Here is a 13,025-nt window from a genome sequence, read left to right on the forward strand (position 1 = left end):
TTATTCAGGTAATTCTCTTATTACTATAAGATAAATTCATTCTATTTCCTAAACCTCACTTATTTCTTAATTCACTCATACCAATATAAAACCTAATAACCTACCATCAAAAAATAAAGAAAATAGGTTATTTGGCTATTCATTTCGTAAACTTAATGCTCAAATTAGTTTTTTTCACAAAGTTAAACTTTATTAAGAAAAACTTAAAGAATTTCCCTCTATATTCATAAGAACTTTTTTCTATACTCAAAAATGTAAATAGACAAAAGGAGAAACGATCATGAAGAAATTTGTAATTTGCATACTAGGAATAGGCCTCCCTATATACTTACTACCTTTTATATTACGCGGAGATTTAGACAGATTTAATCCGATTGCTGAAGAAAAAAATGTATATGCCGTTGCGAAAGGATATGGTGTTCCAGATTATCATCATAAAGGAAAAGCTATGTACTCACTAAAAGCTGTTGACGAATTAAGTAATGAAAAAGAATATACAGTTGGAACGAACACGCCTAATGATTTTATAAGAAAAACTTACTTAAAAATTCATGTAAAAGGAAAATATGTGTATTCTTACGATATTATTTCTAAAGAGGATATTCCTGAGAAAATAAGGGGACAATTGGAGATAGCAAATAAATAAAAGAGCCAATTCATACGATTTGGCTCTTTATTCTCTCTCCCATCTACCGTTTGGATAATTCTTTCGGTAGATTTATTAAATTCGTTATCATTGTTCCAATAACCATTGTTCAATTACTTTTACTGTTTCATCTCGTTGTGCTTTTGCCGTAATTAAACTCGCATTATCACCTTTTTGCTCACCATACATGCCAAAATGAGCATGGTTTCCCCCTTTTATCATGTGCATAGTTGTATTTTTCGACATTAACTTTTTATTGTTCTCTATTTTTTCTAAAGTTGCTAAAGCATCTACTTCTCCATAAATTGATAACATCGGAATCGATTTTGTAGAAAAGTCATCTGCAGGATACGAACCTAAGAAAATGATTCCGTGTACCTTGTCTTCATGCTGAGAGGCATACTTAGAAATCATAGCTCCGCCCATTGAATGCCCCGCAACATACCATTTTTGAACTTCAGGATACTTTTCAATTACACTATCTACCTCATTTATTCCAAATATCGCTAAGTTTAATGGTAACTTAGGCATTACTACAAAGTGCCCATCTTTTGCAAGAGCTTCTCCTAAGTAACTATAAGCCTCAGCTTCTACTTTAGCTCCTTGATAAAAAATAACCCCTACTTTCGCATCTTTCGCTCCAAAAACGATATTATCTTCATCTTTTTTATCATCTACTAACGACAAAGCCTCTTGCGTCGGTTTATAAGTAAACTGAGACCAAGTTAAAAAAGTAATACTTCCTATAATTAAAATAGCTAGTAAAGAGTACAGCGTAATTTTTATCCATTTCTTCACAAAGATGACCTCCATAAGATGTATATATTCCATATTTCGGATTATCATTAACACACATAAAAACTCGAGCATTTTTATTATGCTCAAGTTTTTATTTACGCCTTTAATTTATACTATAAATGGTCCAAGATAAATATGTAGCAAATGCAGTCCATAAAAAATATGGAATTAGCAACCATGTCGATACTTTAGATAAATTGGAAGAAACCGCTATGAGAAGCAACGTAGTAATAGCGACTAGTAAACAATCTATTGTTGCTAAAAACAAATTCTTTTGGCTAAATTGAAAATAGCTGAACGCTTGATTGAATATATAATTTAAAAGGAATAAAAACCAAAATGTTTTTGGCTTAAATCCATAGTTGTTGTAAATAATTGCTACTGATAATGCAATAAGTCCAAATAATACAGCCCATATCATTCCGATTGTCATACCAGGAGGTGTCCAAGACGGCTTTTCTAACGCATCATACCAAGTACGATCAATAGGGAATAAAACACTAGAAACATAAAACAAACCATATGTTAGTAAAAATACTATAATACTAGATTTTTTCATAAACATTCTCCTTTTTACTAGAAGATTATAGAAACTTTATATGATTAGTATGTCCTTATAATGGATAAAATTCTAAATACATATTGTTTAACCTATTTCATACAAATTCTTTCATATTTTTATATGCACAAAGGGCTCTCTCTCGTGCTGCCTTATGATCAACAATCGGATAAGGATATGTATTCCCAAGTTTTATATTGGATTTTTGTAAAATATGCTCAGGTGCTTCCCAAGGTTTATGTATATATTTGTTTGGGATATCTCTTAATTCTGGTACCCATCTTCTTATATACTCTCCATTTTTATCAAACTTTTCTCCTTGTGTGATAGGATTAAAAATACGAAAGTACGGGGATGCATCTGCTCCACTTCCAGCAACCCATTGCCATCCCATTGTATTATTTGCAATATCAGCATCTAGTAGTGTATCCATAAACCATTTTGCACCTTCTTGCCACGGAATTAACAAATGCTTTACAAGAAAAGAGGCTACAGCCATTCTTGCCCGATTATGCATAAAACCGGTTTGCCATAGTTCTCGCATTCCCGCATCAATAAACGGATAACCAGTTTCACCCTTCTGCCATACTCTTAATAACTCCTCTTCCTTATTCCACGGAAAATGTTCAAAGTTTTTATTAAGAGGTTTATATACTGTAAACGGATAGTGATATAGCAAATAATAAGAAAACTCTCTCCAAATTAATTGGCGTATAAAACTAATCACTTGTTTTTCAAAAAAACTACATTGTCTTTCGGTACTTTTATTTATTAAGTAGTGATACATTAACTTCACTGATATTTGGCCAAATGAAAGATATGGCGCCAACATTGAATGAGCATTTTGATTTGGAAAATCTCTTCCTTCACTATAAGAGGCTAATTTACTAGAGAAAAATTTCTTAAATGTTTTGTATGCCCCTTCCTCTGTAGGCTCCCATATTGCTTCCATATGAGATGTCCACGGTATAGTCGGCAACAAGTGTAATTCTGAGACAGATAAGCTTGCTGGTAAAGAGCTTCCCCACTTTATACTCTGTACTCTGCTAATAGGTTTAGGTATTACCTGCTTTTGAAATGCATTGTAAAAAGGCGTAAACACCTTATATTCAGTGTTATCCTTCTTTTTTATAATCCACGGTTCTAATAATAAATGCGAATTAAATTCCTTACAAATAATACCTTTATCTTCTAATATCATTTTCATTTTTTGATTAGATTTTAACCTGTCTGGATCATAACAACTATTCCAATATACAGCCGTTATATCTAATTGTTTTATGAGAGAAAGTAATTCTTCCTGTGTATTTCCTTTGCGGATTATTAAAGTAGAGCCCAATGCCTTAAGTTGCTTTTGGACATCTATTATAGCATGGTATAACCACCACTTTGCCGCACTTCCTATTGAAAAAGTTTCATCTTGTACATATACCGGAAGAACCTCCCCGGACTGAACAGCCTCAAATAGAGCTGGGTTATCATATAAACGAAAATCTTTTTGAAACATCACGATAATTTTGTTTTGCATGGCTATCCCCTCTTACTCTTAAAACATAATAGATTCTTTATGTGAATAATCCTCTTTTTTACTTTTGCATTATTATATTAATAATTCTTTGTAATCGTAAACAAACGTTTCCATAGTTATTGGACTTCTATCTAGTAAATTCGATAAATCTGATGTGACTTTTTTAGCTAACCCTAATTTTGCAGTTGTATATATTCCAATCATAACCCAAATAAAGTCACTGTTAAGTCCCTTTTGAATCATTCTTTTTCTAAATTTAAATATACTTGGATTTGTATAAGTAATATCTTTATTTATTATTTTTGAAATAATAGCAGCAACTTCATAATATGTTAATGCCTCATTTCCCGTTAAAGAATAAGCTTTAAATTCATGTCCCTCTTCGGTTAATATTTTAGCTGCAACTTCTCCAATATCCCGTACATCTATAAAACTTGTTTCCCCTTTACCAGCAGGTACTTCAATTATTTTTTCATTTCTTAATTCATCACCATGTTGTGATAATAAATTTTGCATAAAAAAACTCGGTCTTAGGAATGTGTAAGGGATCCCAGAAGCCTTTATCATAGCTTCAATTTTAGCATGAGGTACTATCGGATTTTTTTCTACACCTAATAAAGATAAAAATACAATGTGTTTTATACCTATTTCTTTTGCGGCATCTACAACAGGCTGGAAATACTTTTTTGCATCAGCTAGATGTGGTGGTCTTATTAGAAAGACTTTAGTAACACCTGTTAAAGCCGCCTTTACAGATGAAGGGTTTTCAAAATCAAAATACACTCCTTCAGTTTCTCTACTGCGCGTTGTGACTTTGAAAGTAGCATTTCTTTTTATTAGGCATTTTACAACCTCTTTTCCTACATTCCCTGTAGCACCTGTTACTAAAATCATTTTAATCACCCTTTATTTTTTTGTAAATTTTGAATCATACTTTGCAAAACTCGAACTGTATTTTCTACTTCCTCTTTAGGAATACTAGCTGTAGCATTTTTTATAACTTCATCGCTTACATTTTCTATCTCCTGTATTAATGTCTTAGTTTCATCTGTTAAAAATATTAAATGTGACCGTTTATCTTTAGGATTATGTTTTATAAGAATCCATTCTTTTTGCAATAATCTTTGTATAATCCCGGTTACTGTTGGACGGTCTGCTAAGAGCCTTTCAGCAATCATAGCTGGGGTGGTTCCATTTGGATAAAGAGATATATCCTTTAACACAGACCATTGCTGAGCTGTTATTTTATATTCTTTTAATTGATTTGATAATTCTGTTTTCGTCATTATACTTACCTTGTGTAATAAATAGCCTAAATTATTCATATAACCCCCAATATAGTTAGCACACTAATTATATAGTTAGTATACTAACTATAATGTGTAATTACAAACTTCAATTAATAGTTTATATATAAAAGATATATCAAATTCTTATTTTGTACTATTTCATATTATATTTAAAATCTTCTTTAATCCTGTTTTGCATGTATTGTACACTCTATATACAAAGGTTATTCCTTGCTGTGACTTTAAATAGGCATTTACAATTGTATCTAGCATAGGTATTTCTTATTGTCCGATTAGTCATATTTATTCTTAATTCTGCAAAATAAAAAGAAACTGGAGAAAAATATAGGAAAACAATTTGATAAACAGTCAAACTTAAATACATTTATTGATTCAACAATCCTATGGACTTTTCAAAACAAAAATGCTATAAATACACTTTTGAATGAAGGTAAGCTTATAGCCAATCCTATTTTTGTTAGTAAAGAAGATTGCACAGCATATAAATACATTGTAAGACACATGAAACAGAAAGGTATTGACTTTACTATAGATTTCCCCATTTGGGCATGGCATTCATGCAATGGTTACCAAAAGAAGCCTACTATTGTTTATAAATGCTTTATTTAAGCATTTATATTAGTTACATAATGAAAATTTTTAAATAGTTTTTAAACATTTTTTAAAAGTTGTAATTCTACATGTATCGTAAGACTATTTCCATGACTTTCAGCCCATACTTTGCCCTCATGCAATTCAATTGTGCGCTTTACAATTGCTAAACCAATTCCGGATCCGTGTATTTGACTCGACCGTGATTTATCAACTCGATAAAACTTCTCAAACATCTTGCTTAATTCTTGTGCTTCAAGATGATCTGTTTTATTTGTAATACAAATAAATGCCTTATCTTCTTCTTTTTTTAGTTCCACTATTACTGTTGAATTTGAAAAACTATATTTTTCAGTATTAGATAGTAAATTATCAAATACACGCACCAGTTTTTCTATATCTGCCCATACCCAAATATCCTTATTAATGATATTTAGTTTAACAATTAATTGCTGTTTTTCAAAAATCGGGATATACTCTCCTACTAGCTGACCTAACAAATTGCCCAATTCTACTTTTTCTTTTCTCAACTTAACATCAGGTAAAGATAATTTTGTGTATTCAAACAATTCATTAATGAGAGTTTTTAATTTTAATGTTAAATTATACGTATTTTGAATATACATTTCTAATTCTTCTTTATTTCGATATTGTTTTTCATTTACTAATGCTAAATATCCAATAATAGACGTTAAAGGGGTACGCAAATCATGAGAAATATTGGTAATAAATTCACTTTTACCTTTCTCAATTGCTCTCTCTTTCTCAAAACGCTCCCTTAATTGACTAGCCATCCAATTAATATTATAAGCTAAAGAAGATAATTCATCTTTTCCTTTAACACGTATGGAATGTTTCCAATCTTTTTTTACAATCTTTTGAATACCTCGTTCAATTTCTTTAATGTATCTTGTAATAGGGATCATAAACAGCAAAAATAAAAGGATGAAAATTAATATACTGCTCACCAAAGCAAGTAATAAATTTTGATTATATTGAGTTGGTGAGATTGTTTTATTCGAATTTGGAGATTGTACCATTACATATCCAATTCCATCTTGAAATGAAACTGGTGAAACAAACAATATGAATTTCTCAAACAAAGGATTTCTGACGTTTGGTGTAACATTTAATTTCTCCTGTAATAATTCCTGTGGGAGATTATCCTGCAATTGAAAATTATGTGAACGATAGATAATATGGCCTTTATAATCTAATACTAAAAACCTTAAATTTTCATTCTTCTTTTGGATAGATTGAATCATCGGTATAACTTGTTCTATATGCCCAGATTCCAAATTACGCTTTTGTATATCATTAGTTATCCCTATCGCTATTTCCCTTATTTCGGCTTCTTTTTCAATCTGTTGATTATAAGAAAGTAGATTTGCACTTTTCATTGCTATGAGAAAAAAAGTAACAACCGCAACGATGAAACAGAGCAAAAAAATTAAAATAAGCTTTATATTTAAGCGTGTAGAAAAGAATATATTATCCCTTAATTTCGTACGATCGATCATACTCTATAGCCAACTCCCCATACTGTTTTTAAATAAACAGGCTGACGAGGGTTTTCTTCAATTTTTTCCCGTATTTTAGTAATATGAACCATGACTGTATTATCTGATTTATAAAATGAATCTTCCCAGACCATCTCGTATATTTTTTCTACACTAAAAACCTTTCCTTTATTTCTCACTAATAAAGAAAGTATGTCAAATTCCTTTGGAGTTAACCTTACTTCTTCATTTCTAATGAAAACTTGTCTTGTCTCCTCGTCTACCTTAAGATGGCCTATTTCATGAATAAATTGTTTTACTTCTTCTGTTTGATAAACACGATATCTTCGTAATTGAGATTTAATTCTTGCCATTAATTCAAGTGGATTAAACGGTTTGGTAATGTAGTCTTCTGCCCCACTCATTAATCCCTGGATCTTATCTATATCCTCATCTTTAGCTGACAAAAAAATTATAGGCATTTGATACTGTTCTCTTATTTTTAAACAAGCCTCTATGCCATCCATTTTCGGTAACATAATATCTAAAATGATTAAATCAATTGTTGTATTTCTTAAAGTTTCTAAAGCTTCTATAGCATCCGATGCATCTATAATTTCATACCCTTCATTTTTTAAATAAATGGATACGATTTTTCTTATCTCTATATCATCATCTACAATCAAAATTTTTTCTTTCTGCATCATATTTTCTTCCTCTCTGACATCTCGTTCTATGCTGTAGTATTATACATTTAGTTTTACCTTACACGTATAAAGTGAAACTTTAATCAGCCCTCACCAATCGGTCTTTTACGGGAATCCCGCCCCCCACCTAACTTCTTTGCTTCCACTTAATTTTGAGATGTGGGTCTTACTACCCGTTAATGCGTGATAATACACTTTGCTTTTTTAAACATATTGAAGAAACCATCTGTTTTGCAAGTTGATTTGAACTGGGTAAAATAGCCCCCTACGATCCGAGGCCGCTTCACATACTCTTACATAAAACAAATAACATTCATAAATTCCTCTCTAATGTTAATTTAGAACATACAATCAATCTACTGAAAAAATCTTAATTTTCACCCTACAAAAATATTAAGATTTCTTAAAATTGAATGGAGAATTTACATATTAAAAATGGACAGTTCCCTATACTATTAGACCTGTCCAAATTAACGTTTTTAATTTATGAATTAAAATATTATACTTTTCTTTATTTTATAATATCTGTCACTATAAACATTGATTTTCTATCTCTCTAAGTACATCATTTCCAATATTATCTATCTTTTCATTTTTTATAGTGTTATATAAACTCTGTAAAACTTTTAACTCTGTTCTTAAATGTAAAATGACACTAGATAATATATATAACTTAGCTACACTCTCTTTTCCACACTTCTCTTCATATACTTTTTGAAGGGTAGTAAGATATAACGTCAGTTGAGAAATTTTAGTTTTTAGCTGTTCTAGAATTAATTCTTCTTCCCCATATTGTGCAAAAAGTAGCGCTTCATATATAGGACGATGCATATCCTCTTTCTTTATCATTTGCTCTAATAATAAATGTTCAAATTCTTGTTTACCACTTTTAGTAATACCGTAAATAGTCCGTTCAGGACGTTGTTCATTACGAATAATATCAACAACCTCTATAAAACCCTTCTTTTCAAGTTGCTCAAATGTATAATATAAAGAGCCTTTAGTAATTTTTATATAATATTTCATTTCACTATTTTTTAAAAGTTGCTGGACTTCATACGGATGCCTATTTTTCTCCATAAGAAGACCCAGCATAAAAAGCTTTGTATTCATAACTCTCCACTCCTTAATAACCTATACCAATAGTATAAGCTAAAAATAAGTAAAGAATCTTTTTGTTTTATAAAATTTATAACTTCAAATTCACTTTATTATCCTTTGTACCAGCTTTGACATTCCCCATAAATAATATTGCCATAAACGAAACGATAATTGGAATTAAAGCTAATAGAAAAACAGTAGTAATGGAAGATGACATAGCAGCTATAACCTTTTCAAGAATAAAAGTAGGTATACTGGACCTTACATCTGAGCGAAATATTGCACTCGGATCACCTAGATTATTTAACATGCTGGAACCATGTTCTATTCCCTTAAAAGCATCCTTTAAGTTAGCTGTAAAGGTACTATTTTGAATGGAGCCAAAAATCGTTACTCCAATTGTCATACCTAGTGAACGAAAGAATGAATTTGTTGAAGTAGCTGAACCACGGAATCTCGGTTCCATATTATGAATAGAAACTGTGGGAAGCAAAGAGAACGAAAATCCAACTCCAAACCCCGTTATAATCATGTATATCGTTAAAAGTACACGGCTTGTTTGTGGATCCATCGTTCCTAACAAATACATACCTATCCCAAAGGATATTATAGATAATAACATCAAGTTGCGGTAACTAATTTTCGTTTGAAATATTCCACCAATTGCACTACCTACTACAGAACCTAACATCATTGGGGTTAAAATTAATCCAGCATTAGTTGCTGTTCCACCATATACAGCCTGAACAAAAATAGGAATAAATACTGTTAAAATAACAAATGTTGCTCCATAGAAAAACGTAATAATTTGTGATATTGCAAACTCCTTACGCTTAAACATCCAAAATGATATTATCGGATCTTTCACTTTTCTTTCTACCAATAGGAAGCCAACAAAAAATACAATAAACGATGCAAATAACCCAATGATTTGTATCGAATCCCACTTAAATTCTTTTCCTCCCAATTCTAAAGCGAACATTAAGCTAATTACTGCTATGACGAGTGTTATCGCCCCCCACCAATCAATATTTTGCTTAGTAGGTGGATTATTTTCTTTATAAGCTTTTAAAATAAAAATTAATGACATTAGACCAATTGGAATATTGACGTAAAAAATCCAATGCCAACTTATATTTTCTGTTATATACGCACCTAATAAAGGTCCTAATACACTTGAAGAACCAAATACGGCCCCTAATAATCCAGTCATTTTCCCTCTTTTTTCAATAGGAAAAATATCAAATACAATGGTAAAGGCGATTGGCATCAGTGCCCCCCCACCTATACCTTGAATTGCACGATAAATACTTAGCTGAACAATACTTTGCGCAGTACCACATAATGCAGAACCAATTAAGAAGATTAATAAACCAAAAATATAAAACCTCTTTCTACCATACATATCAGATAATTTCCCGAAAATAGGCATACCCGCCATAACTGCAACCATATAAGCAGAAGTAACCCAGATGAATTTATCCAATCCACCCAAATCTGAGACAATTGTACCAATTGAAGTGGCAACAATTGTATTATCCATTGCAGCCATTAAAATGCCTAGCATTAACCCAGCTATCACTAAGCGTAAGTTGCTCTCTTTTGCAACCATACCTCTTTCCTCCTTTTTTCACACTCAATAAAATATATAGTCTAATTAAACTATATACTCATTATAGTCTAATTAGACTATTTTTCAATAAATCATAAGAAAAAAACAAATCCCCCCAAATATATTGGAGAGATTATAATTGTAGAATTGCTTCCTATATAAAGTAATTAAAACCGTAAAAACTATTACTTTTTTATACTACCTTGATTTTGCATACATGTAGCTTACTCATTTAGTTTTGGTCTAGTTTGTAAATATAAATTCAAATCCGGACTTGAACCGCTAATAATTATATCTCGAACAATTTTAGAAAGCACCATACTATATACTAATCCATTATCTCCATACGCATAGATAAAGTGACAATTTGGAAACTCTTCATACATTCCAATTATAGGTAAACCATCATGAGTACCACCATAAAAAGCACTTAAATAAAATTCAGGTTCAACTGTTATATTGGGAAAGAGCTTATTAAATTCATTTACTAATTTCTCTTTTTTATGGATTAATTTTGAATCTCTTTCTTGAGCAATGTTTGTATCTTCATCTAACCCACCTATAATAATCCTGTTATCTGCAGTAGTTCTCATATAAATATATGGTCTCGCAGTTTCCCAAATGAGAGTACGTTTATACCAAGAAGATAAATCTTCTACAGGATTAGTAACAACTGCATATGAGCTAATCAGTGTAGCGTTCTTTTCCTTTTTAAATTCCAACCCTTCATATCCTGCAGCCACAATTACTTTATTGGCAGTAATAGAATTGCCCCCCTTTGTATAAAAGATAGCACATTCTTTCTCTAACTTTTTGCCAACAATCTCTGTATCTTCATAAATTTGAACTCCTTTATTAGCAGCTTGTTCTAATAAACTATGTGTAAATTTATAAGGATTTATTTCACCATCATTATACGTATAAATAGCTGCACGTTTTTTAAATGGATATCTCTGTCCAATTTGTTCCTCTGATAGCCAAGTCGCTTTAAAATCATGCTTATGTAAATAATACAGTTCTTTTTCTAATTTCTTTATATCCTCTTCATAACTTGCATAATATAAACTGTCACGTCGTTTAAAATCAGAGCAATAAGGCAAGTTTTGATCAGCATATTCAATATCATTAATAGCTTGTTCACATAATTTCATATGCTTAACTGCATACTCTTCTCCAAATGTATTTACAAGTTCAAAAAACATCTTGTCACCTAAATATTGAATCAGTGCTGTATTTGTAAGGTTACTTCCGTGTCCTACCTTTCTTTTATCAACGACAACAATATTTAAATCTGATTCACTCAAATAGTATGCTGATTGAGCACCTGAACTTCCTGCTCCTATTATTAGTACGTCACATTTTATATCTTCTTCCAAGCGAGGATAAGAAGATGTATTAGAAAAAGTTGTGTTCCAATATAATTTCCCTTTCTGTAAATCCATTTAAAGTGCACCGTCCTAAATAAAATAGTTATATCCCCATCTGTATCTCCAAATCATTCTTACTATATACTTCTTATCAAATTTATTTTTGCTACCATTAGATTATTAATGCAATATTTTGTTCACCCATATATGGTATTAAACTAGGCTTATAAAAAGTTAATAGTATATATATTATTTATTTTCATTTAGAAATTTAAGAACTTGGTTAAAAGCTTCTTCACCTGCTGGAGTGTTCATTTTAAATTGAAATTCATGTGCTAACTCGCCAGAGATATTTTTATCAAAGAAAAGTGTATCTACAGGTACTCCTTTATTTTGTAAAGTAGAAGCTAATGCTTTACCTTGCTCTTCAAATGATGCAGTATTTCCATCTGTGATGAACGTTGGTGGGTAATCTTTTGTAACGTGTTTATAAATAGAGGCGATTTCCATTTCAGGTAATGTTTCAAATTTCTTTTTCCCAAAGTAAGCCCAGCCAGTAGTACGCATAAAGTCTTGCACTTCTTTGGATGTTTCCATTTTAGCTAATGCAGGCATATTATACGGGCCGCAAAATAGCAATATACCTTTAATTGTAGAAGGAGCAACAACAGCGTCAATCCCGGTTAATTTCGCATAATCTGGAGATGTTTGAATAGTAACAAATTGTCCAGATATTTGCGCTCCCGCAGAATCTCCTGCAAAATATAGGTCATCTAGTTTTACATTATATTTCTTTGCATTTGCTTTTATATATTCATAAGCCTCACCAAGTTGTAGTACTGGTGTAGGATACTTTCTTTTAGGAGCAAGAGCATAATTTATATTTATCACTGTATAACCACGAGCAGCTAATTCTACTGCATAACCAGTAATGTCTGATTTATCTCCACCTACAAATCCACCCCCGTGCACCCAAAAAATAACAGGTGTTTTCCCTATAAAATTTTTGGGATAAATAATGTCTAATGTACCATCAGGAAATTTAGAATTATAATTGATATCTTTAACAATTCTTGTCTCTTTTAGAGCGTTTTTATAATTATTAGATTGAACAAACATTCCACCTTCAAATGCTTTTTTTATGAGAAACGCTTTCGGAATAGGTGAAACATTCCAAAAAACAACCCCCGCAATAATCAATCCGAAAACAATAAAAAGAGTTAGCAACATTCTTTTTTTCCATATCACTTTAGGTTTTAACTTTTTTATTCTCATAATTAAAGAATCTCCATTCTTTTTAATAATAA

General features: G+C 31.1%; 12 protein-coding genes and 1 pseudogene. 2 read left to right on the plus strand and 11 right to left on the minus strand.

The features are described from left to right. Positions 1-280 precede the first annotated feature (280 nt). A complete protein-coding gene (locus BHV55_RS15715; RefSeq protein WP_000714887.1) occupies positions 281-646 on the plus strand; it encodes a YxeA family protein in 366 nt (121 codons plus the stop codon). An 87-nt stretch (positions 647-733) separates the two neighbouring features. Here the strand turns inward: BHV55_RS15715 and BHV55_RS15720 are convergent, their stop codons facing one another. From BHV55_RS15720 to BHV55_RS15740, 5 genes are all read right to left on the minus strand, one after another. Further along, positions 734-1,444: an alpha/beta hydrolase gene (locus BHV55_RS15720; protein ID WP_000758824.1), complete on the minus strand. Its 711-nt coding sequence runs from the start codon at positions 1,442-1,444 to the stop codon at positions 734-736. A 103-nt stretch (positions 1,445-1,547) separates the two neighbouring features. Then, entirely contained in the window at positions 1,548-2,003 is a 456-nt protein-coding gene (locus BHV55_RS15725; RefSeq protein ID WP_000749742.1) for a TspO/MBR family protein, read from the minus strand. A gap of 97 nt (positions 2,004-2,100) precedes the next feature. Continuing rightward, a complete protein-coding gene (locus BHV55_RS15730; protein ID WP_070756697.1) occupies positions 2,101-3,531 on the minus strand; it encodes a cryptochrome/photolyase family protein in 1,431 nt (476 codons plus the stop codon). A 72-nt stretch (positions 3,532-3,603) separates the two neighbouring features. After that, on the minus strand, positions 3,604-4,425 hold the full coding sequence (locus tag BHV55_RS15735; protein WP_000604773.1) for an SDR family oxidoreductase: 822 nt from the start codon (positions 4,423-4,425) through the stop codon (positions 3,604-3,606). 5 nt (positions 4,426-4,430) lie between these two features. Further along, positions 4,431-4,856 (minus strand): MarR family winged helix-turn-helix transcriptional regulator, encoded by a 426-nt coding sequence (locus BHV55_RS15740; RefSeq protein WP_001061041.1) that lies wholly within the window; start codon positions 4,854-4,856, stop codon positions 4,431-4,433. Between the two features lie 309 nt (positions 4,857-5,165). On the opposite strand from BHV55_RS15740, the pseudogene BHV55_RS15745 reads away from it, so the two are divergent. Continuing rightward, positions 5,166-5,426 (plus strand): annotated as a pseudogene (locus tag BHV55_RS15745) (DUF3841 domain-containing protein); the annotation flags it as partial. Positions 5,427-5,491: 65 nt separating this feature from the next. Here the strand turns inward: BHV55_RS15745 and BHV55_RS15750 are convergent. The 6 genes from BHV55_RS15750 to BHV55_RS15775 all read right to left on the minus strand — a co-directional run bounded on the left by BHV55_RS15750 (position 5,492) and on the right by BHV55_RS15775 (position 12,993). Beyond that, the gene (locus BHV55_RS15750) at positions 5,492-6,952 is read right to left on the minus strand and encodes a sensor histidine kinase (protein WP_000567229.1); all 1,461 of its coding nucleotides are present in this window, start codon (positions 6,950-6,952) and stop codon (positions 5,492-5,494) included. Then, a complete protein-coding gene (locus BHV55_RS15755) occupies positions 6,949-7,635 on the minus strand; it encodes a response regulator transcription factor (protein WP_001168370.1) in 687 nt (228 codons plus the stop codon). Before BHV55_RS15755 ends, BHV55_RS15750 begins: the two co-directional genes overlap by 4 nt. 534 nt (positions 7,636-8,169) lie before the next feature. Next, the gene (locus tag BHV55_RS15760; RefSeq protein ID WP_001093176.1) at positions 8,170-8,751 is read right to left on the minus strand and encodes a PadR family transcriptional regulator; all 582 of its coding nucleotides are present in this window, start codon (positions 8,749-8,751) and stop codon (positions 8,170-8,172) included. Between the two features lie 76 nt (positions 8,752-8,827). After that, the gene (locus tag BHV55_RS15765; protein WP_000225814.1) at positions 8,828-10,351 is read right to left on the minus strand and encodes an MDR family MFS transporter; all 1,524 of its coding nucleotides are present in this window, start codon (positions 10,349-10,351) and stop codon (positions 8,828-8,830) included. 224 nt (positions 10,352-10,575) lie between these two features. Next, the gene (locus BHV55_RS15770; RefSeq protein ID WP_000365648.1) at positions 10,576-11,793 is read right to left on the minus strand and encodes an NAD(P)/FAD-dependent oxidoreductase; all 1,218 of its coding nucleotides are present in this window, start codon (positions 11,791-11,793) and stop codon (positions 10,576-10,578) included. 174 nt (positions 11,794-11,967) lie between these two features. Then, on the minus strand, positions 11,968-12,993 hold the full coding sequence (locus BHV55_RS15775) for an alpha/beta hydrolase (protein WP_048568434.1): 1,026 nt from the start codon (positions 12,991-12,993) through the stop codon (positions 11,968-11,970). Positions 12,994-13,025: the final 32 nt, after the last annotated feature.

Source organism: Bacillus sp. RZ2MS9, from assembly GCF_001816185.2.
Lineage (GTDB): Bacteria > Bacillota > Bacilli > Bacillales > Bacillaceae_G > Bacillus_A > Bacillus_A cereus.